This window comes from Mesorhizobium sp. WSM1343 (genome assembly GCF_055901535.1).
The window spans coordinates 2,300,359-2,325,505 of record NZ_CM148370.1 but is presented as its reverse complement, the minus strand read 5'-3'; the positions used below and the strand labels follow the sequence as shown (position 1 = coordinate 2,325,505).

The 25,147-nt window shown below is 61.7% G+C and carries 28 protein-coding genes; 14 read left to right on the top strand and 14 right to left on the bottom strand.

The features are described 5' to 3' along the window. Nucleotides 1-19 precede the first annotated feature (19 nt). Nucleotides 20-877 (bottom strand): alpha/beta fold hydrolase, encoded by an 858-nt coding sequence (locus AC0NIL_RS11150; protein WP_275952428.1) that lies wholly within the window; start codon nt 875-877, stop codon nt 20-22. Nucleotides 878-1,028: 151 nt separating this feature from the next. Here AC0NIL_RS11150 and AC0NIL_RS11145 point away from each other — a divergent pair, with 151 nt between their 5' ends. After that, a complete protein-coding gene (locus AC0NIL_RS11145) occupies nt 1,029-1,457 on the top strand; it encodes a MarR family winged helix-turn-helix transcriptional regulator (protein ID WP_013529998.1) in 429 nt (142 codons plus the stop codon). Nucleotides 1,458-1,500: 43 nt separating this feature from the next. Here AC0NIL_RS11145 and AC0NIL_RS11140 read toward each other — a convergent pair whose 3' ends face one another. Continuing rightward, nucleotides 1,501-3,507, bottom strand: coding sequence for a putative bifunctional diguanylate cyclase/phosphodiesterase (locus AC0NIL_RS11140; protein WP_032808605.1), 2,007 nt, complete (start codon nt 3,505-3,507; stop codon nt 1,501-1,503). A 295-nt stretch (nt 3,508-3,802) separates the two neighbouring features. On the opposite strand from AC0NIL_RS11140, the gene AC0NIL_RS11135 reads away from it, so the two are divergent. The 7 genes from AC0NIL_RS11135 to AC0NIL_RS11105 all read left to right on the top strand — a co-directional run bounded on the left by AC0NIL_RS11135 (nt 3,803) and on the right by AC0NIL_RS11105 (nt 9,950). After that, entirely contained in the window at nt 3,803-4,837 is a 1,035-nt protein-coding gene (locus AC0NIL_RS11135; RefSeq protein ID WP_013529996.1) for a methyltransferase, read from the top strand. 249 nt (nt 4,838-5,086) lie between these two features. Then, nucleotides 5,087-5,728 carry a 50S ribosomal protein L25/general stress protein Ctc gene (locus AC0NIL_RS11130; protein WP_013529995.1) on the top strand — a complete coding sequence of 214 codons (642 nt, stop codon included), beginning with the start codon at nt 5,087-5,089 and terminating at the stop codon, nt 5,726-5,728. Between the two features lie 23 nt (nt 5,729-5,751). Beyond that, nucleotides 5,752-6,477, top strand: a complete 726-nt coding sequence (gene pth / locus AC0NIL_RS11125) for an aminoacyl-tRNA hydrolase (protein WP_027162157.1) — start codon at nt 5,752-5,754, stop codon at nt 6,475-6,477. Between the two features lie 88 nt (nt 6,478-6,565). Next, entirely contained in the window at nt 6,566-7,669 is a 1,104-nt protein-coding gene (ychF, locus tag AC0NIL_RS11120; protein WP_024505635.1) for a redox-regulated ATPase YchF, read from the top strand. A 239-nt stretch (nt 7,670-7,908) separates the two neighbouring features. Then, nucleotides 7,909-8,883 carry a magnesium/cobalt transporter CorA gene (corA, locus tag AC0NIL_RS11115; protein ID WP_275952427.1) on the top strand — a complete coding sequence of 325 codons (975 nt, stop codon included), beginning with the start codon at nt 7,909-7,911 and terminating at the stop codon, nt 8,881-8,883. Between the two features lie 123 nt (nt 8,884-9,006). Then, entirely contained in the window at nt 9,007-9,483 is a 477-nt protein-coding gene (locus tag AC0NIL_RS11110) for a MaoC family dehydratase (RefSeq protein WP_224621482.1), read from the top strand. Beyond that, nucleotides 9,480-9,950 carry a MaoC family dehydratase gene (locus tag AC0NIL_RS11105; protein ID WP_063168842.1) on the top strand — a complete coding sequence of 157 codons (471 nt, stop codon included), beginning with the start codon at nt 9,480-9,482 and terminating at the stop codon, nt 9,948-9,950. The genes AC0NIL_RS11110 and AC0NIL_RS11105 overlap by 4 nt, the downstream gene beginning before the upstream one ends. A 165-nt stretch (nt 9,951-10,115) precedes the next feature. Here AC0NIL_RS11105 and AC0NIL_RS11100 read toward each other — a convergent pair whose 3' ends face one another. From AC0NIL_RS11100 to petA, 6 genes are all read right to left on the bottom strand, one after another. Then, nucleotides 10,116-10,661, bottom strand: coding sequence for an adenine phosphoribosyltransferase (locus AC0NIL_RS11100; protein WP_013529989.1), 546 nt, complete (start codon nt 10,659-10,661; stop codon nt 10,116-10,118). A 9-nt stretch (nt 10,662-10,670) separates the two neighbouring features. Further along, a complete protein-coding gene (locus AC0NIL_RS11095; protein ID WP_473573566.1) occupies nt 10,671-11,816 on the bottom strand; it encodes an alpha-hydroxy acid oxidase in 1,146 nt (381 codons plus the stop codon). A gap of 174 nt (nt 11,817-11,990) precedes the next feature. Continuing rightward, nucleotides 11,991-12,686: an acid phosphatase gene (locus AC0NIL_RS11090; protein WP_013529987.1), complete on the bottom strand. Its 696-nt coding sequence runs from the start codon at nt 12,684-12,686 to the stop codon at nt 11,991-11,993. A 127-nt stretch (nt 12,687-12,813) separates the two neighbouring features. Next, nucleotides 12,814-13,686 (bottom strand): cytochrome c1, encoded by an 873-nt coding sequence (locus AC0NIL_RS11085; RefSeq protein WP_013529986.1) that lies wholly within the window; start codon nt 13,684-13,686, stop codon nt 12,814-12,816. 27 nt (nt 13,687-13,713) lie between these two features. Continuing rightward, nucleotides 13,714-15,015, bottom strand: coding sequence for a cytochrome b (locus AC0NIL_RS11080; protein WP_473573567.1), 1,302 nt, complete (start codon nt 15,013-15,015; stop codon nt 13,714-13,716). Nucleotides 15,016-15,032: 17 nt separating this feature from the next. Beyond that, the gene (gene petA, locus AC0NIL_RS11075; RefSeq protein WP_244483027.1) at nt 15,033-15,533 is read right to left on the bottom strand and encodes a ubiquinol-cytochrome c reductase iron-sulfur subunit; all 501 of its coding nucleotides are present in this window, start codon (nt 15,531-15,533) and stop codon (nt 15,033-15,035) included. 374 nt (nt 15,534-15,907) lie between these two features. Here petA and AC0NIL_RS11070 point away from each other — a divergent pair, with 374 nt between their 5' ends. Next, nucleotides 15,908-16,252 carry a cupin domain-containing protein gene (locus AC0NIL_RS11070; protein ID WP_127385022.1) on the top strand — a complete coding sequence of 115 codons (345 nt, stop codon included), beginning with the start codon at nt 15,908-15,910 and terminating at the stop codon, nt 16,250-16,252. Nucleotides 16,253-16,255: 3 nt separating this feature from the next. On the opposite strand, the gene AC0NIL_RS11065 is transcribed toward AC0NIL_RS11070, so the two are convergent. The 5 genes from AC0NIL_RS11065 to AC0NIL_RS11045 are packed head-to-tail and all read right to left on the bottom strand — an operon-like array spanning nt 16,256 to nt 21,258. Further along, the gene (locus tag AC0NIL_RS11065) at nt 16,256-16,567 is read right to left on the bottom strand and encodes a DUF6665 family protein (protein ID WP_473573568.1); all 312 of its coding nucleotides are present in this window, start codon (nt 16,565-16,567) and stop codon (nt 16,256-16,258) included. 1 nt (nt 16,568) lies between these two features. After that, the gene (locus tag AC0NIL_RS11060) at nt 16,569-17,048 is read right to left on the bottom strand and encodes a GNAT family N-acetyltransferase (protein ID WP_473573569.1); all 480 of its coding nucleotides are present in this window, start codon (nt 17,046-17,048) and stop codon (nt 16,569-16,571) included. 4 nt (nt 17,049-17,052) lie between these two features. Further along, nucleotides 17,053-18,936 (bottom strand): ABC transporter ATP-binding protein, encoded by a 1,884-nt coding sequence (locus AC0NIL_RS11055; protein WP_473573570.1) that lies wholly within the window; start codon nt 18,934-18,936, stop codon nt 17,053-17,055. 10 nt (nt 18,937-18,946) lie between these two features. Continuing rightward, nucleotides 18,947-20,833 (bottom strand): ABC transporter ATP-binding protein, encoded by a 1,887-nt coding sequence (locus AC0NIL_RS11050; protein ID WP_473573571.1) that lies wholly within the window; start codon nt 20,831-20,833, stop codon nt 18,947-18,949. Nucleotides 20,834-20,862: 29 nt separating this feature from the next. Next, a complete protein-coding gene (locus tag AC0NIL_RS11045; protein WP_013529978.1) occupies nt 20,863-21,258 on the bottom strand; it encodes a hypothetical protein in 396 nt (131 codons plus the stop codon). A gap of 443 nt (nt 21,259-21,701) precedes the next feature. Here AC0NIL_RS11045 and AC0NIL_RS11040 point away from each other — a divergent pair, with 443 nt between their 5' ends. Both AC0NIL_RS11040 and soxR read left to right on the top strand, forming a co-directional pair. Continuing rightward, nucleotides 21,702-22,160 (top strand): tRNA (cytidine(34)-2'-O)-methyltransferase, encoded by a 459-nt coding sequence (locus tag AC0NIL_RS11040; RefSeq protein ID WP_127365779.1) that lies wholly within the window; start codon nt 21,702-21,704, stop codon nt 22,158-22,160. 132 nt (nt 22,161-22,292) lie between these two features. Continuing rightward, nucleotides 22,293-22,766 (top strand): redox-sensitive transcriptional activator SoxR, encoded by a 474-nt coding sequence (gene soxR / locus AC0NIL_RS11035; RefSeq protein WP_013529976.1) that lies wholly within the window; start codon nt 22,293-22,295, stop codon nt 22,764-22,766. A 102-nt stretch (nt 22,767-22,868) separates the two neighbouring features. Here soxR and AC0NIL_RS11030 read toward each other — a convergent pair whose 3' ends face one another. Next, nucleotides 22,869-23,126, bottom strand: coding sequence for a hypothetical protein (locus AC0NIL_RS11030; protein ID WP_013529975.1), 258 nt, complete (start codon nt 23,124-23,126; stop codon nt 22,869-22,871). Between the two features lie 114 nt (nt 23,127-23,240). Between AC0NIL_RS11030 and hemF the strand changes: the two genes are divergently transcribed. The 3 genes from hemF to AC0NIL_RS11015 all read left to right on the top strand — a co-directional run bounded on the left by hemF (nt 23,241) and on the right by AC0NIL_RS11015 (nt 25,146). Continuing rightward, on the top strand, nt 23,241-24,155 hold the full coding sequence (gene hemF / locus AC0NIL_RS11025; protein WP_473573572.1) for an oxygen-dependent coproporphyrinogen oxidase: 915 nt from the start codon (nt 23,241-23,243) through the stop codon (nt 24,153-24,155). A 311-nt stretch (nt 24,156-24,466) separates the two neighbouring features. Next, complete coding sequence (locus AC0NIL_RS11020) at nt 24,467-24,727, top strand: DUF1344 domain-containing protein (protein WP_013529973.1); 261 nt, start codon at nt 24,467-24,469, stop codon at nt 24,725-24,727. 233 nt (nt 24,728-24,960) lie between these two features. Beyond that, on the top strand, nt 24,961-25,146 hold the full coding sequence (locus AC0NIL_RS11015; protein WP_013529972.1) for a DUF1059 domain-containing protein: 186 nt from the start codon (nt 24,961-24,963) through the stop codon (nt 25,144-25,146). The last annotated feature ends 1 nt before the right edge of the window (nt 25,147 follow it).

Here is a 25,147-nt window from a genome sequence, read left to right as displayed (position 1 = left end):
CTTTTTTCGTTCCAACGGCCTATGCTTTGAAGAAGGCCAGCAGGTCGGCGTTGACGATGTCTGCATGGGTCGTGGCCATGCCGTGCGGGAAGCCCTTGTAGACCTTGAGCTCGCCCTTCTTGAGCAGCTTGATCGTCAGCAGCGCCGAGTCCGCGATGGGAACGATCTGGTCGTCGTCGCCGTGCATGACCAGCACAGGCACGTCGATCGCCTTCAGATCCTCGGTGAAGTCGGTTTCCGAAAAGGCCTTGATGCAATCATAATGCGCCTTGGTGCCGCCCATCATGCCCTGGCGCCACCAATTGTCGATGACGCCCTGCGATACCTCTGCGCCCGGGCGGTTGAAGCCGTAGAACGGACCTGATGGAACGTCGCGGAAGAACTGGGCGCGATTGGCTGCCTGCGCGGAGCGGAAGCCGTCGAACACTTCGATCGGCAGGCCGCCGGGATTGGCGGCAGTCTTGAGCATGATTGGCGGCACCGCGCCGATCAGCACCGCCTTGGCGACACGGCCGCCGGCGCCATACTTGGCGACATAACGCGCCACTTCGCCGCCGCCGGTCGAATGGCCGACATGGATGGCGTTCTTGAGGTCCAGATGGGCTGCGAGTTCCGCGACGTCGGCGGCATAGGTGTCCATCTCGTTGCCGATATCCGTCTGGGTCGAGCGGCCATGGCCTCGGCGATCATGGGCAATGACACGGTAGCCCTGTGACACGAAGAACAGCATCTGGGCGTCCCAATCGTCGCTGCTCAACGGCCAGCCGTGATGAAAGACGACAGGCTGCCCGGTCCCCCAGTCCTTGTAGTAAATCTGCGTTCCGTCCTTGGTGGTGATCGTACCGCTGCCGGAGCTGGGTTTGGTTTGCGAGGTCATCTCAATCTCCTTCTGGTTATTTTCGCGATAAACAATATCGCGATAACGACATAGCTAACGCGGCCTAAAACCCTTGTCCACAAAAATAGGTATCGCGATATCATTTTTCGTGGTATCGAAATGATGCCCACATTGGCAAAAGGAATGCGCCGTGCCTCTCCCGTTGGACAATCAGCTCTGTTTCACGCTCTATGCCACCAGCATGGCGATCAACCGCACCTACAAGCCGATGCTGGACGAGATGGGCATCACCTATCCGCAGTACCTGGTGTTGAACGCGCTTGGAGAGGCCGACGGCATGTCGGTCGGCACCATCGCCCATCGGCTCGCTTTGGAATCGAGCACCGTCACGCCGCTGGTGAAGCGAATGGAGCAGGCCGGGCTGGTGACCCGCCAGCGCAGCCAGACCGACGAACGCCAGGTGCAGGTCGATCTGACATCAGCCGGGCGCGCACTGCTTGTCCAATGCAACTGCCTGAACGAAGCCTTGGTCGAACGCTCGGGCATGACGCTGACTGAGCTCGATGCGCTGAACCGGCAGATCCAGGCGTTACGCGCCGCGTTGACCGGCGACCGCTAGCACGGCTTGACGACGGCTAGCCAAACGTCGGAAGAGGCCACCATCATGCGGACTTAAGCACGGCAAATGGCCGTTTGCGCATGGCTCGCTTTGCCTGGAAACTGACGGCGGGAGCGGGACGGCCGACATGGAAGCCCTGGATCTTGTCTATGCCGAATTCGCGCATGAGGGCCATCTGCTCGTCTGTCTCCACCCCTTCGACCAGGATTTTGTGGCCGCGATTTCGAACCAGGGTGATAATGTCCTGCAGCATCGCCTTGCCGCTCGGGGAGCTGCAGTCATGCAGAAACGAGCGATCGATCTTCACCGTATCGAAATCGATCAGGCGAAGCCACGAAAGGCCCGCAAAGCCGGTCCCGAAATCATCAAGCCAGATCTTGATCCCGAGCAGCTTCAGATCGCTGATGCAGCGCAGGATGTCGGAGTGCATCTCCATCTCCAGCCCTTCGGTGATCTCGAAGGCCAGCCTGCTGCCTGCGACACCGGTCTCGCCCAGAATTGTCGCGACCGACGTCGCGAAGCCCGGTGTCTTGAGCTGGATCGGGGAGACGTTGACACTGACGACACGGACGTGGTCGTCCGCCAGCAGTTCGGCGCACACTGTCCTTATCGCCCAGCGCCCGAGTTCCAGGATCGCACCGGTCCGTTCGGCGACCGGAATGAACAGGCTCGGCGGAACCGATGTGCCGTCGAGCATCTTGAGGCGCATCAGAGCCTCCACCGCTTCAACCCGGTCCGATTTGACATCCTGGATAGGCTGGTAAACGAGTGAAACGAGATTCTGGCCGATCGCGATCTTCAGCAAAGCCGCAATGTTCTCGCTCTCGTCACTGCTTTGCGGGTCGGTTGGATCGAACAGCCGGGCACAATTTCGGCCGCCGGCTTTTGCCAGATAGAGAGCGCGATCGGCCTCGTGAATGATTTTCTCCAGCTTGGCCCCGGTCTGCGTCCGGGTGAATGCGGCGCCAACGCTTACCGTTACGATCGAGACGCCGTCGCGCCGCAGTTCGTGCGTCAGAGCCAGGTTCTCCACCGTGCTGCAAATGGCTTCCGCAATGTCCAGGATCTGCTCCTTTTTCTCCATGCGAGCCAGGACGATGAACTCTTCGCCGCCATAGCGGCCGATGGAGCCATTATACTGTTTGATCATATCGCTAAGGGCATTGGCGACATGGATCAGGCAGCGGTCGCCTTCCTGATGGCCGTAGCAGTCATTGAACTTCTTGAAGAAGTCCACGTCGATGAGGATCGCCCCAAAGCTGGTGCCGACCTTTTGCCAATCGTTCCAGTAGTCTCGCAGCTTCTCGTCGATCGCGCGCCGGTTCTCCAGACCCGTGAGCGGATCGGTCCGCGACAACCTCAGCAGGGCCTTGCCGCGTTCGGTCGCCTCATTGTGCTGGATCTTGGCTTCCAGGGCGTTCAGGAAGACGTTGTAGCGTTCCTCATTCAGTTTCCAGTTCACATATGAGGTGAACGTGAAACAAGAAACATAGAAAGCCCCAAATACCATTTTGTATATGAGAGTTGAGGGAACAAAGTAATTTACGATATAAAGTATACATAAGATTATTGTCGAGGTTACGATAGAAAGCTTGAAATTGAATGTAAAGAAGAGATTGGCGCTCATCATGAATATGGTCCCAAAGACCATATAGTAAGAGACGCTTTCCTTGTCCGCGCCCATAATCGCCGGACACAGCCAACCAACATAGCCAAAGATGATGGCCCCGGCGCAGGTCACGTCGAGCCATTCCGTCCCGACGCCGTGGCGAAGCTGCGCTTCCAGGATCAAAAGCGCGCTCAAGCCGACCGCGAAGCGCGCCGTGATCGTATAGGCGGCCACATCCGGGATCAGCAGCAGATCCGTTGCCGAAAACAAGAGATAGATCGCAACTGCGATCCAAAGCCCTGGCCTGGCTTCCCCTCTTCGCGTCGCCCGGGCTTCGGTGCGGTAGAGGGCGCGAAGTTCGTCGGCCCCCAGTTCGTAGCGCGGCTCGTACGGCTCCGCATCAACCGTATCGGCCAATGCGGATGACACGTGTTCGTTCATCACAATCGACCCCTTTTGAAAGGGATTTTGTTTTCCGAACTCATTTCCAGCTTCTGCCCCCACGCGGGCCGGCTCCTTGGGACGCGACGGCGATTGCGAACGCCGGGCAAACAAATGCAATCGCGCAAGACAAGTTTCCGTTAACTCGAACCCGGAATCCGGCTCGGAAGCTGATTAACCAACGAACATGGTTGGCGGGAAATTAATCATAAACCTAAAATGCCGTCGGCCCGACATTGGCAAAGGGAGCATTCTACGCAATAAGTTAACCGACTGTTAACTATGGAGTGATGGCGTGCAGACCGTTCTTGATGGCAAAAGCTTGATTACTGCCGAGATGCTCGCCGGCACGCTGCCTCGGGGAAAGATCGAGCATCATGGCGAAGCGTTCGAAACCGCGCGCGCGGAGCTTGCCCTCATTCTCCACGCGACACAGCAGCAGGTCGAACAGGACAAGAACCCGGCCGAGATCGTCGGCCGCTTGCTGTCCTTCCTCAATGGCCTGCATTCCAAGGTTCATCCCGACGTCTGGCATGCGTTGATACCGGTCGCGCAGAACCATCCGATCCTGAAGTATTTTCTCGAGGATCCACTGACGCACTGGTCCTTCACCAAACCCAGGGGCTATTCCGGCGACGCGCAGTTGCTCGACTACATCTATTGTGATCCGCACGTGGCAGAGAGCGTGGCGAACGCCTCGGAGGTCGGCAAAGCACTCTATAGCCATACCCAGAACGTACCGTCATGCGTCGCGGCCCGGGAACGACGCGACCTCCTGACCCGATATGTCGACGAGATCGCGGCCAAGAACGGACCGGAAACCGAGGTTCTGGCGATCGCGGCCGGCCATTTGCGGGAAGCCAATCGTTCGGTCGCCCTGACGGAGGGCCGTCTCAAGCGCTGGGTTGCGCTCGACCAGGATCCCCAGAGCGTTGGGCTGATCTCGCGCGACTTCCAGGGCACCGCCGTCGAAGCCATCGACGGCTCGGTGCGAACCGTGCTCACGCGGGGCCACAAGCTCGGCAAATTCGACTTCATCTACGCCTCCGGCCTTTACGACTACCTCGCCCACAACGTCGCGGTGAAACTCACGAAGACCTGCCTGCAGATGTTGAAGCCGAACGGAACATTCCTGTTCGCCAACTACGCCGAGGGCACCCCCGACGCGGGGTATCGGGAGACGTTCATGGACTGGGTGTTGCTGCTGCGATCGGAGGTCGATATGTGGAACATCGTCAATGCCAGCGTCGACCGCAACACCGTCGAGGCGCAGGTATTCTTCGGCGAGAACCGCAACGTGCTCTATGCCGTCATCGAAAAGCGCGGATAGCGGCCGTCTGGGCTGCACCAGGCCGGTCGTGCCTTTGGCTTGCACCTCCGGCCGCCTTCCGCTATAGAGCCGCCACCCGCGTAGACACCCTTGGAGGCAACGCGGCGGAAGGCCGCCTTCCCGCATGATCCCGAAAAGTGGATTCCGGTTTTCGGACCAGATCATGCATGGGTATGTCGGCTTTCGACGTTTACGGTCCAGGCACTCTGCCCACCGTGAGCGCTCCAGAACAAACCGAAAGGAAATGCCATGAGCCACGACACTTACGAGCTCAAGGCCGAAGCACGCGAACAGGTCGGTAAGGGGTCCGCCCGTGCAGTTCGCCGCAACGGTAAAGTGCCTGCAGTAATTTATGGTGACAAGCAGCCTCCCCTGGCTATCGCGCTCACCTACAAGGACATCTACTACAAGATCCATGGCGGCGGGTTCCTGACCACGATCGCCACGATCGATGTCGACGGCAAGAAGATCCAGGTCCTGCCGAAGGACTTCCAGCTCGACCCGGTCAAGGATTTCCCTGTCCATGTCGACTTCCTGCGCATCGGCAAGGACACCGAAGTCAATGTCGACGTGCCTGTCCACTTCATCAACGAGGACAAGTCGCCCGGCATCAAGCGCGGCGGCGTGCTCAACATCGTGCGTCACGAAGTCGAGTTCCACTGCCCGGCCAATGCGATCCCGGAATTCATCACCGTCGATCTCACCGGCGCCAACATTGGCGATTCGATCCACATCTCGGCGGTCAAGCTGCCGGCTGGGGTCAAGCCTGTGATCTCCGACCGCGACTTCACCATCGCGACCATTGCCGGTTCGTCGGCGATGAAGCCGGAGACGGAAGAGACGGCTGAAGCGGCTGCACCTGAAGCGGCTCCTGCCGCCGAAGAGAAGTAACTCTTTCACGCCCGGAGCAGGCGATGCTGCTGTTTGCAGGTCTCGGCAATCCGGGCGCGAAATACGCCGGCAATCGGCACAATGTCGGTTTCATGGCGGCGGACGCAATCGCCCGCCGCCATTCCTTTTCGCCCTGGTCGAAGAAATTTCAGGGCCTGATCGCCGAGGGCTCGCTCGGCGGCGAAAAAGTCGTCCTGATCAAGCCGCAGACCTTCATGAACCTGTCCGGCCAGTCGGTCGGCGAAGCGCTGCGCTTCTACAAACTCGAGCTTTCCGCGCTCACCGTCTTCTATGACGAGATCGATCTTGCCGAAGGCAAGCTGCGCATAAAGACCGGCGGCGGTGCCGGCGGCCATAACGGCATCCGTTCGATCGATGGCCATGTCGGCAACGCCTATCGCCGCGTACGCATCGGCGTCGGCCATCCAGGCGTCAAGGAAATGGTCCAGCACCATGTGCTCGGCGATTTCGACAAGGCCGACCGCGAATGGCTTGACCCGCTGCTCGACGCGATCGCCGACAACGCCGCCATGATCGCCAAAGGCGACGAATCCGGCTTCATGAACAAAGCCAGTCTCGCCGTCCAGGGCAAGGCCGGGCCGGAGCCCGAAAAATCGGCACCTAAGCAGCCGGCGCAGAAGCAGCAAAGTCACGTCCGCCAGGCACGGCCCCAACAGCCCCTGGCCAAGCTGCCGGAAAGCGGTCCGATGGCCGCCATGCTGAAGAAGCTGTTCGGCGGCAAGGACTGAGCATCAAGGGAACCGAAGGGCTTGACGTTGATCACCCCTATCGCCATAGCCCTGATCAAATTTCTATTTCCCGATAGGACCGGACAAAATGGGTTTCAAATGCGGCATCGTTGGCTTGCCCAACGTCGGCAAGTCGACGCTTTTCAACGCGTTGACCAGAACAGCTGCGGCGCAGGCCGCCAACTATCCGTTCTGCACCATCGAACCGAATACCGGCGAGGTCGCGGTGCCCGATCCGCGCCTGCAGAAGATCGCGGCGATTGGCAAGTCAAAGGAGATCATCCCGACCCGCATCTCCTTCGTCGACATTGCCGGTCTGGTGCGCGGCGCCTCGAAGGGCGAAGGGCTGGGCAACCAGTTCCTCGCCAACATCCGCGAGGTCGACGCCATCGTGCATGTGCTGCGCTGCTTCGAGGATGACGACATTACCCATGTCGAGGGCCGCATCGACCCGGTGGCCGATGCCGAGACGGTCGAAACCGAGCTGATGCTCGCCGACCTCGACAGCCTCGAGCGCCGCATCGTGCAATTCCGCAAGCGCGCCGGCAGCAAGGACAAGGAAGCGACGTCAGTGCTGCCGATGATGGAGGCAGCGCTCGAACTGCTGCAGGCCGGCAAGCCGACCCGCATCCTGCTCAAGGATATTTCGGCCGAAGATTTGCGCATCCTGCAGGGCCTGAACCTTCTGACCTCGCATCCCGTGCTCTATGTCTGCAACGTCGCCGAGGCCGACGCAGCCACCGGCAACGAGCACACCAGGGCCGTGGAAAAGATGGCGACCGCCCAGGGCGCCGGCACCGTGGTGATCTCGGCCGCTATCGAAGCCGAGGTCGCACAGCTCTCCGATGAGGAAGAAATGGAATTCCTGTCCTCGCTCGGCCTCGACGAGCCCGGCCTCAACAAGGTCATCCGCGCCGGCTACGATCTGTTGCACCTCATCACCTACTTCACCGTCGGGCCGAAGGAGACGCGCGCCTGGACCATCCATAAGGGCGACAAGGCCCCCCAGGCCGCCGGCGTCATCCACACCGATTTCGAGCGCGGCTTCATCCGCGCCCAGACCATCGCCTACAATGACTTCGTCACACTGGGCGGCGAAGTGGCGGCCAAGGAAGCCGGCAAGGCCCGCGACGAAGGCAAGGAATATGTCGTCCAGGACGGCGACATCCTGCTGTTCAAATTCAACACCTGAGGCTGGTCTATCGAGCATCCAGACATCCGACGGGGTAACCGACGAAACTTTCAGGCGTGATTTTCCGACTCGGCCGGCGGCCATCCGGCGGGCCGCCCGGGACAGCCACTTGTCTTGATTTTGTCACGTCACAGGTCTAAGCGGCAGACGCACGGTCGGCGCTGGCGCCGGGAACCGTGCAATCCAACACGACGCGTCAATCCGAACGCACCCTTTGGCCCCAGCAAGGGAATCCGGCGATGATCAAGGCCTTCGTCGTGGACAATGATCGCCTGCGCGTCGTCGACGATCTCCTGGCAAACAGCGAGACCATCGTCTGGGCGGACCTCTTCAACCCGACAAAGGAAGAGGAAGCGACGATCGAGAGCTGGCTCGGCGTTGCCATTCCGACGCGCGAGGAGATGGAGGAGATCGAGATTTCGAGCCGCCTCTATGTCGAGGACGGCGCCTACTTCATGACCGCAACCCTGCCCGCGCAGACCGAGGTCGACGATCCCTTGATGTCGCCGGTCACCTTCGTGCTCGCCGGCACAAGGTTGATCACTGTGCGCTACCATGAGCCGAAGGCCTTCAAGACCTTTCCGCAGCGCGCCGAGAAGGTGGCGACCGGCTGCACCAGCGGCGACACCATCCTGATCGGCTTGCTGGAGGCGATCGTCGACCGTCTCGCCGACATTCTGGAGCGTGCCGGCCGTGACATCGAGGCGATCTCGCGCGATATCTTCGAGGCGCGATCGACCAAGGTTTCCAAGCGCAATCGCGACTTCCAGGAATTGTTGAAAGCCATCGGCCGCAAGGAGGACATCGCGTCTTCGATCCGCGACAGCCTGATCTCGCTGCAGCGCCTGGCGGGCTTTTTCGCCCATGCCTCGACCCGCACCAAGATGAGCAAGGACACCAAGGCGCGCATCAAGACGCTGTCCCGCGACGTGCTGTCACTCGCCGACCACGCCACCTTCCTATCGCAGAAGATCTCTTTCCTGCTCGACGCGACGCTCGGCATGATCTCGATCGAGCAGAACGCCATCATCAAGATCTTTTCGGTCGCCGCCGTCATCTTCCTGCCGCCGACTTTGGTCGCCTCGATCTACGGCATGAATTTCGACGCCATCCCCGAGTTGAAATGGGAACTTGGCTATCCCTTCGCCATCGCCATGATGGTGCTGTCGGCGATCCTGCCCTTCTGGTATTTCCGCCGCCGCGGCTGGCTCTGAGTGGGCCTGTCGATCGGCTGCCACAGGCTGGCGCAGTAGAAATCGCTTGACCAAATGAACGCCGGCCTGCATCCGGAAACCCCGATCCTGGGGATCGTGGGTCGACAAGCCGGATTCCAGACCATGACCGCAGAGATAAAAACATGGGCCTATGAGGACTTCATCGAGGGTGCATCGATCGACCTCGGCTCGAAGCTCGTGAGTGCCGCTGAGATCGTCGAATTCGCCGGAGAATTCGACCCGCAGCCGATGCATCTCGACGAGGAAGCCGGCAAGGCCAGCATCCTCGGTGGGCTGGCGGCGTCGGGCTGGCACACCTGCGCCATGTTCATGCGCATGCTGTGCGATGCCTTCCTGTTGGACTCGACCTGCCAGGGCGCGCCCGGCGTCGATCAGGTCAAATGGAAGAAGCCGGTCCTGGCCGGCGATCAACTGACCGGCACCCTGGTGGTCGTTGCCAAGCGCCTGTCCAAATCGAAGCCGCAACTCGGCTTCGTTACAATGCGCAGCGAACTGTTCAACCAGCGCGGCGAAAGCGTCTTCGAGCTCGAGAACTCCGTCATGTTCCTCACGCGCGATGCCGCGGGGAGCCAAGCATGACACTGGACGAGTTCTTTCGTATCGGCACCACGGTGACGCTCGGCTCGCACACATTCGAGCCCGAGGCGATCAAGGCCTTCGCCCGCAAATACGACCCGCAGATCTTCCATACCGACGAGGAGGCCGCGAAGAAAAGCGTGCTCGGCGGGCTCTGCGCATCCGGCTGGCACACCGCCGCCACCTGGATGAAACTCAATCTCGAAAACCGCATGGACGCCGAGATCGCTGCGTGGAGCGGCCCCGGTCCGGTGCCGGAATTCGGCCCCTCGCCTGGCTTCAAGAACCTGAAATGGCTCAAGCCGGTCTATGCCGGGCAAACCATCACCTTCACGCGCACCGCGCTGTCGCACCGCCCGATTGCCTCACGCCCCGGCTGGCGGCTGCTGGCGCTGCGTTCGGAAGCTTTCGATTCGACCGGCGCCAAGGTGCTCGAGTTCGAAAGCGCCGTGCTGGTGAAGGTGGAGTAGGTTTCTTCCTTCTCCCCCTGTGGGAGAAGGTGGCCGAGCGAAGCTCGGTCGGATGAGGGGTGCTCCAGCTTGGCGCCGACGGCACTCCGTCACCCACCCCTCAACCGTCTCGGCGCTGCGCGCCGATCCACCTTCTCCCACAAGGGGAGAAGGAAGAACTGCCCCTCAATGCCCCTCGAACCCAATCAGCGTCCGCACCGGCACGCCAAGCGCCTCCAGCTTGGCACGGCCGCCGAGGTCCGGCAGGTCGATGACGAAACAGGCGGCGAGGATGTCGGCACCTATCTGGCGCAGCAGCTTGACCGCCGCTTCAGCCGTGCCGCCGGTGGCGATCAGATCGTCGACCAGGATCACTTTCTCGCCCGGAGCAACACCGTCCTTGTGCATCTCCATTTCGTCCAGCCCGTATTCCAGGCTGTAGGCGACGCGCACCGTCTCGTAGGGCAGCTTGCCCTTCTTGCGGATCGGCACGAAACCGGCCGAGAGCTGATGGGCGACGGCGCCACCAAGGATAAAGCCGCGCGCCTCGATGCCGGCGATCTTGTCGATCTTCTGGCCGGCATAGGGATGCACCAGTTCGTCGATGGCGCGGCGGAAGGCGCGCGCATTGCCAAGCAGCGTGGTGATGTCGCGAAACAGGATGCCGGGCTTGGGATAGTCCGGAATGGTGCGGATCGCGGCAAGCAGCGTGTCTTCGAGCGAGGATTTCATGGGGCGAGATTACCTGAAACGGAGGTTGTTGCGCGACAATTGTTCGATCGAGCTGCAGCCCATCAGCTTCATGCCGCGTTCGATCTCGACCCGCATCTGTTCGAGCGCCCGTTCCACGCCGGGCTGGCCGGCCGCCGCGAGCGGAAACAGATAGTAGCGGCCGACGCCGACGGCCTTGGCGCCGAGCGACAGCGCTTTCAGCACGTGTGTGCCGCGCTGCACACCGCCATCCATGATGACGTCGATCCTGTCGCCAACGGCATCGACGATCTCGGCAAGCTGGTCGAACGCCGCCCGCGAGCCATCCAGCTGCCGCCCGCCATGGTTCGACAGCACGATGCCGCTGCAGCCGATGTCGACAGCGCGTTTGGCATCCTCCACCGACATGACGCCCTTGAGGCAGAACGGACCGGACCAGAGCTTGACCATCTCGGCGACATCGTCCCATGTCATCGACGGATCGAGCATCTCGGTGAAGTAACGGCTGATCGACATCGTGCCGCCGCCCATGTCGACATGCTCGTCGAGCTGCGGCAGCTTGAAGCCCTCATGGATGAAATAGTTGATCGCCCAGGCCGGCTTGAGCGCGAACTGCGCCATTCCGGTAAGGTTGAGCTTGAAGGGAATGGCAAAGCCGGTTCGTTTGTCGCGCTCGCGGTTTCCCCCGGTGATGCTGTCGACGGTCAGCATCATCACCTCGACGCCGACCGCCTTTGCGCGCTGCATCATCGCCCGGTTAAGACCGCGATCCCGATGGAAATAGAACTGGTAGACCTGCGGGCCGCTGCTGATGCTGCGCGCCTCCTCGAGGCTGACAGTGCCCAGCGACGACACGCCGAACATCGTGCCGTATTTGGCGGCGGCCTTGGCGACCGCGCGCTCGCCCTGGTGATGGAACAGGCGCTGCAAGGCGGTCGGCGAGCAATAGAACGGCATCGCCAGCTTCTGGCCCATGACCGTCACCGACATGTCGACCACGCTCACCCCGCGCAGCACGTTGGGAACGAGGTCGCAGGTCTCGAAGCTTTCGGTGTTGCGGCGATAGGTGACCTCGTCGTCCGCCGCGCCGTCGATGTAGTTGAAGATCGGTCCCGGCAGCCGCTGCTGCGCCATGCGGCGGAAATCGGAAAAGTTGTGACAGTCGCTGAGCCGCATCATCGAATTCCAAAGGCCATGGCGGGACAAGTTTCTCGCCACCGTTCGATGCATCGAATATCAACCTGTTGTCGGCGTGCCAACGGACTATTTTTCGAACCGCCCTTCGGACATGGCCATGAGCAAAAAGGGACGCCGAAGCGCCCCTTTCTGGTCTGATCCGATTGACGAAGATTACATGCCGAGATCCGAACGAAGCTCGGCCCTGGCCACTTCATATTCGGCCTTGAAGTCGTCCCGGTTGAGCAGGACCGCGGCGATGACGCTGCCGGAAATCCTGCCCATCTCGACGTCGGACGCATAGTGGATGCCGCCGACCTCGCGGTTGTGGGCGTATTCGGCCGCACGCGCCATGATCTCGGCGCGCTTTTCCGGAACCATATCGGACAGGATGATGCCCATCATGGTGCCGACGGTGGCGTGGCCGGACGGCCAGGAACCCGAACTCGACAGCTTGACCGCCGGCTTGACGAGGTCGCTGAGCTGGTGCGGACGCGGGCGCTTCCAGATATCCTTGGCCGGATCGACGACGGCGCCTTCGGTGGCCACGACGCGGTCGAAGAAGGCGCTGAATTTGGGCAGCGTTTCCTTGTTGAATTTCGGCCCCATGACGTTGGCGAAGCGCCAGACATTCTCGTCGGCATCGGCGACGGCGCTGGCTACCATCTCGGGCGTGCGTGTCACCTGCAGCATCAGCACCTCGCCGAGTTCGGCCTTGGTCTGCGCCGAATCGTTTGCCGGCGGCGGCGGCAGGATCATCGTCAGGTCGACATCCTTGTTGGTGACGAAAGGCTGGGCGTCTTCCGCTTGCGCGGCCGAGCCGACGATGAGCAGCAACAGGCCTGCCGCGAGCGATGCGTATCTTTTCATGGGTGCGATCCTTTGATGAGAGCAGCACAGGATCGCCGGATGCGGTGACGGCCATGTGACATGGCCGGCTTCTGGAAATGCAAAAGGGCGCCTCTCGGCGCCCTTCGTGATCACTTGATCGTGTGGCTTAATGCGCCACGCCTTCCCACACCTTGCGCTTGGTGAGATAGACCAGCGCGCCGAACAAAAGCAGGAACACCAGAACGCGAAAACCGGTCTTCTTGCGGTCTTCCATATGCGGCTCGGCCGCCCATGCCAGGAAGGCGGAGACGTCGCGGGAATACTGGTCGATGGTCTGCGGCGCTCCGTCATCATAGGTCACCTGACCATCGGAGAGCGGCTTGGGCATCTTCAGCGACACGCCGGACATGAAGTACGGATTGTAGTGGGTGCCTTCCGGGATGACCATGCCGGCCGGCGGCGTCTGGTCGTAGCCGGTCAGCAGCGAGTGGATATAGTCGGGGCCGCCCGCGTCGTACTGAGTAAAGATATCGAAGACGAACTGCGGAAAACCGCGTTCGACACCGCGAGCCTTGGCCAGCAGGGACATGTCTGGCGGAGCAGCACCGCCATTGGAGGCAGCGGCGGCTTCCTCATTGGCGAAGGGCGGCGGGAAGTGGTCGGACGGCTTGCCGGGACGGTCGAACATGTCGCCGGCATCGTTGGGACCGTCGTGGATGGTGTACTCGGCCGACAGCGTCTTGATCTGCGCATCGGAATAGCCGAGGTCCGACAGCGTGCGGAACGCCACCAGGTTCATCGAATGGCAGGCCGAGCAGACTTCCTTGTAGACCTTGAGGCCGCGCTGCAGCTGCGCCTTGTCATAGGTGCCGAATGGGCCAGTGAAACTCCAGTCCATTTCCTTCGGCTCGTCGATCGGGAAATGCGTCGGATTGGCCACATTGTGTGCCTCTTCGGCGGCGATCGCCCGAGTGCCCGCGGCCCCAGCGGCGACGGCCACAAGGCCGATCAGCGCCAGCGAGGTGAGAATCTTTTTCATGCCAAATCCCCTTAGATTCTCTACCGCTCAGCCTTTGGTTTCCGGAGCCGCCGTAGCGCCCGCCGGATGTCCGCTGCCGCCCTTGTTCTTCTCGAGCACCGCCTCGGTGATCGAGTTCGGCACCCGTCGCGGCGTCTCAATCAGGCCGAGCACCGGCAGCGCGATCAGGAAGAAGGCGAAGTAGAACAATGTCGCCATCTGCGCCATGAACACATAGCTGCCTTCCGCCGGCTGCGAGCCCAGCCAGCCAAGCAGGATGGCATCGGCCACGAACAGCCAGAAGAACAGCTTGTACCAAGGGCGGTAAACCGCCGAGCGCACCTTCGAAGTGTCGAGCCACGGCACCAGAAACAACATGACGATGGCGCCGAACATGCATAGCACGCCGCCGAGCTTGGAGTTGATCGGCCCGACATTGAAGGTGATGGCGCGCAGGATCGCGTAGAACGGCAGGAAGTACCATTCGGGCACGATGTGGGCCGGCGTCTTCAGCGGGTTGGCGACGATGTAGTTGTCGGGATGGCCGAGATAGTTCGGCAGGTAGAAGACGAAATAGGCGAAGAAGAACAGGAACACGATCATGCCGAACGCGTCCTTGATGGTCGCGTAGGGGGTGAAGGCCACGGTGTCGGTCTTCGACTTGACCTCGATGCCCGTCGGGTTCGACTGGCCGACGACATGCAGCGCCCAGATGTGCAGCACGACAACGCCGGCGATCATGAACGGCAACAGATAGTGCAGCGCAAAGAAACGGTTCAGCGTCGGGTTGTCGACGGCAAAGCCGCCGAGCAGCAGCTGCTGGATCCAGTCGCCGACCAGCGGAATGGCGCTGAAGAAGCCGGTGATGACGGTGGCGCCCCAGAAGCTCATCTGGCCCCACGGCAGCACGTAGCCCATGAAGCCGGTCGCCATCATCAGGAGATAGATGATGCAGCCGAGGATCCACAGCAGTTCGCGCGGCGCCTTGTAGGAGCCGTAATAGAGGCCACGGAAGATGTGGATGTAGACGGCGACGAAGAAGAACGAGGCGCCGTTCGAATGCATGTAGCGCAGCAGCCAGCCCGAATTCACGTCGCGCATGATCTTCTCGACCGAGCCGAAGGCCAGATTGGTGTCGGCCGTGTAATGCATGGCCAGCACGATGCCGGTCAGGATCTGCGCCACCAGCATGATCGACAGGATGCCGCCAAAGGTCCATGCATAGTTGAGGTTGCGCGGCACCGGATAGGCAACGAAGCTGTCATAGACCAGCCGCGGCAGCGGCATGCGGGCGTCGAACCAGCGTCCGAGACCGGTTTTGGGCGTATAGGTCGAGTGTCCCTCGCTCATCGAAATATCCCCCTGCCTCAACCGATAAGGATCTTGGTATCGGAAATGAACTTGAATACCGGAACCGCCATGTTCTCCGGCGCCGGGCCTTTGCGGATGCGGCCGGCGGTGTCGTATTGCGAACCGTGGCAAGGGCAGAACCAGCCGCCGAAATCGCCTTCCTGGCCAAGCGGAATGCAGCCGAGATGCGTGCAGACCTGAACCATCACCATCCAGGCTTCCTTGCCGGGCGTGGTGCGATTGGCGTCGGTCGCCGGTGCGTCGGCCGGGAGATTGGCGTTGCGGGCGATCGGATCCTTGAGATCGGCCAGCTTGACCGCCTCGCCGTCCTTCATTTCCTGTTCGGTGCGGTTGCGGACCACGACCGGCTTGCCGCGCCATTTGACGATCAGCGACATGCCCGGCGTCAGCGAGGCGACGTCGACTTCGACCGAGGCGAGCGCCAGCGTCGAGGCGTCAGGGCGCATCTGGTCGATGAACGGCCACGCGAAAGCACCCGCGCCGACCACTGCGGCCATGCCGGTGGCGACGTAGAGAAAATCACGACGGTTGGGATCCTGGGTGTCGGTTGCGCTCACGGGTGCCTGATCCTTTCGCCTCTTCCGTGCCGGTGGTTGAGCCTTGTTCCCCGCTCAATTACGCCAACCCGACAGCGCATGGCGAACAGGCTTGCGAATTCCTCCGGCATTTGGACTTCGGTTTATGCGTGAAGCCCGTTTTTGTCCAGACGGGTGAAGGCACAAGGGCAGATTGTCGCGGGGACAAAATCCGCCGCCGGTCAACACGACGCCGGATAGCCGCCAACCATCACTAAACAACCGGGAAACAACCGCAAATCCGACGCCCTTGTTCGGCTCGACACAAGGCCCCAGCCGGGTCTATCCTTGTCATCATGGCACACGTCATAGACCGCGACACCTGGGCCGTTCGCTCCGACCATTGGAAGGGCGAGTTGCAATGTGGCGCCTACGGCTCCAACTCCTGCCTGATCTTCAACTATCTGCCTGATGTCGGCGGCGGTCCACGGCTGCACACGCATCCCTACGCGGAGATCTTCATCATCCGCCAGGGCGCCGGCCTGTTCACCGTCGGCGACCAGGAGATCGAGGCATCCGCCGGCCAGATCCTGATCGTGCCCCCCAATACGCCGCACAAATTCACTAATCTCGGCCCAGGCCCGCTGGAAACGACCGACATCCACGAGAATGGCAGCTTCATCACCGAATGGCTGGAGTGATCCCTATTTCGCGCCGAGCCTGGCCAGCACCGCTTTCGGGATGTTGTATTCACGAATGACGGCATCGTGCTTGCGCAAGCCGCACAGCTCGCGCTGGATGAAATAGCCATGCACCGCCTCGGCGGCATCCTTGAGCAGAAGGGGGCGCAGTTGCTCGTCGGCATTGTCGCGCAGCCTGGCCAGCGTTTCCTCTACCCGCTGGCCGGCGCGGCCAAGTGCTGCCGCCTTTTCCGCCAATATTTCATGGCCGAGTGCGTCGAAGGCGGCTTCGGCGGCCGAGCCGCCGGCAAGATGAGATGGCGGACGCAAGGACATTTCAGCCTCCTTTCCCGAAAACCATGCGGTGTGTGACGAACTCTTCGCCTGCCACGCGCTGAAAGCCAAGCCGTTCATAGAAACCGAAGGCTTCTTGCGGCGCGCGGGTGTTCAGCACGGCGAAATGGTGACGTGCCCTGTCGATAACGGTCTCGACCAGCATCCGGCCAAAGCCGGTGTGACGGTGGCGCGCACTGACGAACAGGTGCCGGACCCGGCCGTGGTCCCTGCCCTCGAAATAAGGATCGATGTTCAGCCCACACACGCCGACGAGTTCCCGGCTTTGCCAGGCTCCGTACAGCGCCTCGCCGCGCTTCAGGAACTTGTTGCGGCCGCTTGCCCAGCCATCAGCCAGGCGCACCAGCATCCAGTAGCCTTCCAGCCGGCTCTCTTCCTTCAGCGTGTCGAAGGCCGGCATGGTCGGCCGAAGCCGCTTGAGCACGTAGCCGACCTCTGGGATGGCGCCTGTCGATCCACCCATGGAGCTACTCCGCCGGGCGCGTCTCTTCGAGCACGCTGTCCTCGTGATAGAGAAAACCGCCGGACTGCCGCTTCCACAGCCGCGCATAGAGCCCGTCGAGCGCCACCAATTGGTCATGCGTGCCTTGCTCGACAATGCGGCCGCCGTCGAGCACCACCAGACGATCGAGTGCTGCGATCGTCGACAGCCGGTGGGCGATAGCGATGACCGTCTTGTTTTCCATCAGCCGCGTCAGATTCTCCTGGATCGCCGCCTCGATGTCGGAATCGAGTGCCGAGGTCGCCTCATCGAGAATCAGGATCGGCGCATCCTTGAGGAAGACGCGGGCGATCGCCACGCGCTGGCGCTGGCCTCCCGACAGCTTGACGCCGCGCTCGCCGACAAACGCCTCGTAGCCGGCGCGGTCCCTGTTGTCGCGCAAGGTCAGGATGAACTCGTGCGCCTCGGCCTTTTTCGCCGCCGCGATCACCTCCTCATCGGTCGCGTCAGGCATGCCGAGCTTGATGTTGTCGCGCAGCGAACGGTGGAACAGCGCCGTGTCCTGGCTGACGACGCCGATATTGGCGCGCAGCGAATTCTGCGTAACTTTGGCGACATCCTGGCCATCGATGGTGATCGACCCGCTCTCGAGATCGTAGAGGCGCAGGATCAGATTGGCGAGGGTCGTCTTGCCGGCGCCGGACGGTCCGACCAGCCCTACCTTCTCGCCTGGCCTGACGACAAGGTCGATGCCGTTCAGCACGCCGAAACCTTTGCCGTAGTGGAACTCGACGTTCTTCACCGCGATACGGCCGCCTGCCACGACGAGTTCCTTGGCGTCGGGCGCATCGGTGAGGCCGAGCGGCTGCGAAATCAGCGCCTTGGAGTTCTCCAGCACGCCGAGGTTTCGCAAGATGCTGTTGAGCTGCATCATCAGCCGGCCGAGCAGCATGTTGAGCCGCAGCACCAGCGACAGGGTGAAGGCGACCGCGCCGACGGTGATCGAGCCCTCGACCCAGAGATAGACGGCAAAGCAGCCGATCGCCGTGATCATGATGCCTGACAGCGTGGTCAGCGCCATGCGCACGCCGGTCAGCCGGCGGGTGAACGGGCGCAATGCGTCGAGATAGATGTCGAAACCGTTCCTGATGTAGCGGTCGTCGCCATCGGCCGAGAACAGTTTCAGCGTCTGCACGTTGGAATAGGAATCGACGATGCGGCCGGTGATCATCGAGCCGGCCTCGGCTGTTTCCTCGGCATGCTTGCGGATTGCCGGCAAATAGAGCTTGGCCAGCCAGCCGAAGGCGGAAATCCAGATCACCACCAGAACCGCCAGCCTGAGATCGAGGCCTGCGACCAGCGCCAGCGTCGTCACCGTGTAGACGATCATAAACCAGACGACCTCGATGAAGCTTTCCATCAAGTCGCCGGTCGCCTGGCCCGCCTGCCAGACCTTCGTCGCGATGCGGCCGGCGAAATCGTTCTGGAAAAAGGCGTAGGACTGGCGCGAGACATGCCGGTGCGCCTGCCAGCGCACCAGATTGTAGAAGCCCGGCGTGATCGTCTGTTCGTCGACCAGCGCCGACAAGCCGACGACGACGGTGCGGATGACCAGCACCACCACGGCCATGAAAACCAGTTCAGGGCCGGCGGCGGCCCACAGTGCGTGCCAGCTGCGCTCGGCGGGAAGCTGGTCGAGAATATCGACCAGCCGCCCGACGAAGTAGAACAGGCCGGCCTCGACCAGCGGCGCGATGCCGCCGATGACCAGCATGGCGAAGAAGGCGAACTTCGCCTGGCCGACATAGTGCCAGAGAAAGCCGCCGACACTGATCGGTGGCCGAAGATTCGCCGGCTCCCTGAACGGATAGACCCAGTTCTCGAACCAGCGATAGACGGCTGTCATCATGCGGCGGCCATCATTCTGCGGCTTGCCTCTTTGCAAGTGCGTCGTTGGCGGCGTCGGCGGGACCGTCCTCAAGCAGGAACCCGCCCGACTGGCGCTGCCAGAGCTGCGCGTAGAGCCCGCCCTTGGCGACGAGTTCTTCGTGCGAACCTTCCTCGATGACACGGCCCTTGTCCATCACCACCAGCCTGTCCATCGCCGCGATGGTCGACAGCCGGTGCGCGATGGCGATGACGGTCTTGCCTTGCATGAGCTTGTAGAGATTCTCCTGGATCGCCGCCTCGGCTTCGGAATCAAGCGCCGAGGTCGCTTCGTCAAGGATAAGTATAGGTGCATCCTTCAACATAACGCGAGCAATGGCGACGCGTTGCCGCTGGCCACCGGACAATTTGACGCCGCGGTCACCGACATGGGCATCGAAGCCCTTGCGGTCGCTGGCATCCGAAAGCCCTGATATGAAGTCCAGCGCCTCGGCGCGCCGCGCCGCCTCGACAAGCATCTCGTCGGTTGCATCGGGCCGGCCATAAAGGATGTTCTCGCGCACCGAACGATGCAGCAGCGAGGTGTCCTGCGTGACCATGCCGATCTGCGCACGAAGCGAATCCTGCTTCACAGCGGCGATTTCCTGGCCATCGACCAATATCTGCCCGGCTTCGAGGTCGTAGAAGCGCAGCAACAGGTTGACCAGCGTCGACTTGCCGGCGCCGGAACGGCCGACGATGCCGACCTTCTCGCCCGGCTTCACCGCCAGCGACAGGCCCTCGATCACACCCTTCTGCTTGCCGTAGTGGAAGCGAATGTCCTCGAAGCGGATCTCACCCCTGGAGACGCTGATCTCCTTCGCGTCCGGCCGGTCCTCGACAAGGCGCGGCAGCGAGATCGAGGCGATACCGTCCTGCACCGTGCCGATGTTCTCGAACAGGCCCGACATTTCCCACATGATCCATTGCGACATGCCCCACAACCTGAGCACAAGGCCGATGACCACGGCGACCGCGCCGATCGTCACTGCTTGCCCCAGCCACAGCCACAGCGCCATCGCGGTCACCGAGAACAAGAGCAGCGCGTTCAGTATGTAGAGCGAGCCGAAAAGCACTGTCACCAGGCGCATCGACCGGTAGACCGTTTCGAGAAAGCCGGACATACCGTCTTTGGCGAATGACGCTTCGCGGCGTGCATGGCTGAACAGCTTGACCGTCTGGATGTTTGAGTAGCTGTCGACGACCCGGCCCGTCATGATCGAGCGCGCATTGGCCTGTTCCTCGCCGACCTTGCCCAGCCGGGGAATGAAAAACCGCAGCAAAAGGATATAGCCGACCAGCCAGACGCCGAGCGGCGCGGCCAGCCGCCAGTCGGCCGAGCCGACGATGAGCAGCATGCCGAGGAAGTAGACGATAACGTAATTCAGGACGTCGATCACCTTGATGACGCATTCGCGCACGGCGAGAGCCGTCTGCATCAGCTTGGTCGCGATGCGGCCGGCGAACTCGTCCTGGTAGAAACTCATCGACTGCTTGAGCAGATAGCGGTGCACCTGCCAGCGGATGCGCATGGGATAGTTGCCCATCAGCGTTTGCTGGTTGAGGAGCGAATGCAGCCATACGGTGCCCGGCAGTGCGAACAGCACGATGAAGGCCATGCCGGCAAGCTTCCAGGCTTCCGTCTGCAGGAAGGTTTCGCGATTCTGCCCCGACAGCCAGTCGACGATGCGGCCGAGGAAGCCGAACATCCACACTTCCGCGATCGCGATGGCCGTCACCAGCACTGCGTCGAAAAGGATATAGGGCCAGGCGCCGCGCGTATAATGCACGCAGAAGGCAACCAGCGTCTTGGGCGGCTCGACCGGTTCCGCCGCGGGGAACGGATCGAGCCTTTTTTCAAACCAGCTAAACAACAACATAGGTCATGCCTGTGAAATGTGTTTGCCGCTTACGCGGCACGTGAGCGTACGAAGTCCCCGGAACCCATGGCGTCGAGTGCCGACGGTCCGGAATCACCCGGACCGTCGGCAATGCTTCGCGCAATATAGGGGCTCGCGGGCTTTTCGCCGACAGCTGCGCCAGACGATCCTGACGACACGGTGCCGCCAGCCCGGTTTTTCGCGCCAGGCCGGATCAGCCGGATGATCCGGCGCACCAGCGACGGCCGCCCGGGATCGGGAACCGCGCGCGAAAAATCGACATCCGGCAGCATGCCGCGATGCGGCCGGCGGCGAACCTCGGCGTGAACCGCCGACGAATAGGTGTCGCCGATCAGCAGCGCCCAGGTCGGCAGTCGGTGGATATGCAGGCTCCTCGAGCCCGGTATTCTGTAGGGATCGAACATCGGTCCGTCCTCCGTGTGAAAATCGAGATAAAAAGGCGAAGCAATATCGTCCGCCGGCATTCGCCCGGAGGCACGCATTGCATCGGTCCGGACATGACGAGTGTCGGTCCGGACAGCTTCAGTTGGGGCGTTCAGCCCTTTTGACTTTTTGAAAAACATCGCAGGATTCCTTCGAGAGCCGAAAAATCGTTTCGGCGGGAATCGGTGCGATCAAGTCTTAGAGAGTCAGGAGAATCGTCGTACCGAAACCGCCGGCAGGCAGGTAAGCCCACGAGAGGGGCGCTGGATGTGCATGGTCATCATGAATTACCCCTCCATCGGTTCGGGTTGACAATGCTGGTTGTATACCCGACTTCGCAGAAAATGGCCACCCGCAGGTCCAGCAATTTCCAAAACCGCCAAGCCGCTGTGGCCGATCCGCCACTTATTAGAAGGACGCGGAAATGAACCGTCGTCTCCGCATCGCGCTCTACCAGCCTGACATTGCCGGCAACACCGGAACAATCCTGCGCTTCGCCGCGTGCCTCGGACTTGGTGTCGACATCATCGAACCGGCCGGATTTCCGCTCTCCGACAAGGCGCTCAAGCGAGCCGGCATGGACTACCTCGAAATGGCTGCCCTGACCCGGCATGTCGACTGGCACGCCTTCGAGGAATGGCGCAAGGCTGGTTCGCACCGGCTGGTGCTGCTGTCGACCAAAGCCACGACGGCCTACACCAGCTTCAGCTTCGCGGACGGTGACGTCCTCCTGTTCGGCCGCGAATCCGCAGGCGTGCCGGATCCTGTCCATCAGGCGGCGAATGCGCGCCTGACCATCCCCATGCAGGGTACGGCGCGCAGCATCAACGTGGCGCTCTCCGTCGCCATGGTGGTGGGCGAAGCCATCCGGCAACTCGGATAACGGCACTCCGTCTCCCGACATCTCGACCCAGGCGCACATCGCCTTCTCCTTCGTTTGCACATCCAGGGTTTCTTCGCTACAAGCTCAACTTGACTTGAGGTCAAGCAGAAAAATCGGGACGGAAAATCAGACATGGCGCCTGTAACGGAATTAACGGTTGGCCAGGTGGCCATGCGCAGCGGGGTGGCGGTGTCGGCGCTGCATTTCTACGAGGCCCGCGGCTTGATCCGCAGCCACCGCACGTCGGGCAACCAGCGCCGCTACGGCCGCGACGTGCTGCGGCGCGTGGCGATCATCAAGGTTGCACAGGAGGTCGGCATCTCGCTGGCCGAAATCGGTGCCGCACTTGAATCACTGCCCGAAAGCCGCACGCCGACGCGCGACGACTGGAACCTTTTGTCGACCGCCTGGCGCGACGGGCTCGATCACAAGATCGCCCAGTTGAAGAAACTTCGCGACGGGCTGACCGACTGCATCGGCTGCGGCTGCATGTCGATCGACAAATGCCCGCTGCGCAACAAGGGTGACCGGCTGGCACGCGAGGGAACGGGGGCAAGGAGGCTGGTCGCTCTTCCTTCTCCCCGTTCACGGGGAGAAGGTGCCTGAACGCAGTGAAGGCGGATGAGGGGCGGCGCCAGCATTGAGAGGTTCGCGCAGCCCCTCACCTGCCTGCCGGCACCCTCTCCCCGTAAACGGGACGACGAAATCCTAGTCGGCCGCAGGCAACCGCCTGATGGTGAACTCGATCAGGTCGCCCGGCCGCTCGAACCAGCTTTCGATCTCGGTCCAGTAGGCCTGCTTGGGAAAGCGCTCGAACCATTCCTTGGCCTTGAGCCGGGCATCGGAGCGTGGCAGCACGAAGGTCTCGCGCAGGAAACCGTCGCGCGGCATACGCACGCGCTCGGCACGGCTTTGGTCGAGCCTTTTCTTTAGGCCATCCAGCGGCGGTCTTGCCGGGGTGCGCACGAAACAACTCCTTGCACCGTAATGACACTTGACCCTGTCCCCTAAGAGATTAGGGATCGCGCCGGCAAAAGACGAGTCATTTGTGGGACTCGCCGCCCCAACCGGAGACGGCATTTGGAACGACCAGAAATACCGGCGGGCCTGCCCGCCGACATCGAACAGAAGAAGATGAAGGCGCGCCTCTGGTTCGAGGCGCTGCGCGAACGCATCTGCGCCACCTTCGAGCAGATCGAGCAGGATCTTGGCGGGCCGCTGGCCTCGTGGTCGCCCGGCCACTTCGAAAAGACGTCATGGGAACGTGACGAGGGGCGCGGCGGCGGCGGCACCATGTCGATGATGCACGGTCGCGTCTTCGAAAAGGTCGGCGTCCACACATCGACCGTCCATGGCGAGTTCTCACCCGAATTCAGGAAGCAGATGCCCGGTGCAGAGGAAGACCCGCGCTTCTGGGCATCCGGCATTTCGCTGATCGCGCACCCATGGAATCCCAACGTTCCGGCCGTGCACATGAACACGCGCATGGTGGTCACATCCAGCCAATGGTTCGGCGGCGGTGCCGATCTGACACCGGTGCTCGATCGCCGCCGCACCCAGGACGACCCCGACACGGTCGCCTTCCACCGCGCCATGCAATTCGCTTGCGAGAAGAATGTCGCGGTGGCCGATTACCCAAAATTCAAGGCCTGGTGCGACGAGTACTTCTATCTGTCGCACCGCAACGAGCCGCGCGGCACCGGTGGCATCTTCTTCGACTGGCTGCATTCGGGTGAGGACAAGGGCGGCTGGAATGCCGATTTCAACTTCGTCCAGGATGTCGGCCGCGCTTTTCTCGTCGTCTACGGCCACCTTGTGCGCGCCAACTTCAACGAGAACTGGACTGATGGCGACCGTGACGAACAGCTCATCCGCCGCGGCCGCTACGTCGAATTCAATCTGCTTCACGATCGCGGCACCATATTCGGACTGAAGACCGGCGGCAATGTCGCCGCCATCCTCTCCAGCCTGCCGCCCGAGGTCCGCTGGCCGTAACAAAATGGTGAGCCCGACGTGAGCCGCATTGATGTCCCATTCGCTCGAAATGGGCATGGAATGTGGCACACGGTGCGGCGAAAAATTTCTTTTTCGTCTAATAGGTTCTTGAAAAGACTGGTCTATTTGTGGCGCGGGGTCGGGAAGCGCCGGCGGTTCGCCTGCGCGCAAGTTCAGGAAAGTGCGAAACGGCTTTCCGACCGGAATTGCGTCATGACAAAGCGAGCCGCGACCCGACGCGACCGGACGGCCCAAGACGACGCGGGACATCTTCGTCAAAAAGATACCCGCCTTTCCAGGAGTACTTCGCAATGCGCAAGATCATTGTTTCGGCGGCCGCCGCTGCCCTTCTCGCTTCCGGTTCGGTGGCGTTCGCCGCCGTCAAGCACACCACCGGGACGATCAAGACCTTTGACACGACGGCCATGAGCCTGGTCCTCGACGATGGATCGTCTTTTACGCTTCCCAAGACCTTCAAGGATCCTGGCCTGCAGGTCGGTGAAAAGGTCCGTGTCTCATGGGACATGAGCGGCAAGAAAAAGATTGCCGAGGCTGTCAAGATCGCCAAGTGAAGGCCTGCCCGCCAAAACGGGACGAGACGATGTCTGGCCCTGTTTCGGGGTAGTGTTTAGAGGGCGGAGCGATGCTGCTCCGCCCTTTTGCCGTTGACGGCAACCAATACCACCCCATCTGTGTTATGCTTCTCACCCGTTCGCGGTCCGCGGTTTCAACCCTGGAACCGGACATGAGCCAAAAAAAGTGCCGGAGCCTCGACCAGGCTCCACGGAGGAAAAGGAGAAATCTCATGAAGGAATTTCACTGCGGGTCGCTCGTGCCCGGCTGTGACTGGCACACACGTGCCGACGAGGAAGCCGAGGTCATGCGCCGTGCCGTCGAGCACATGCGCGAGACACATGGCGAGACGGTCATCCGCGAGACGATGATCGAGGCGATCCGTTCGCGCATCGAAAAGACCCGCGACGCGGCCTGAT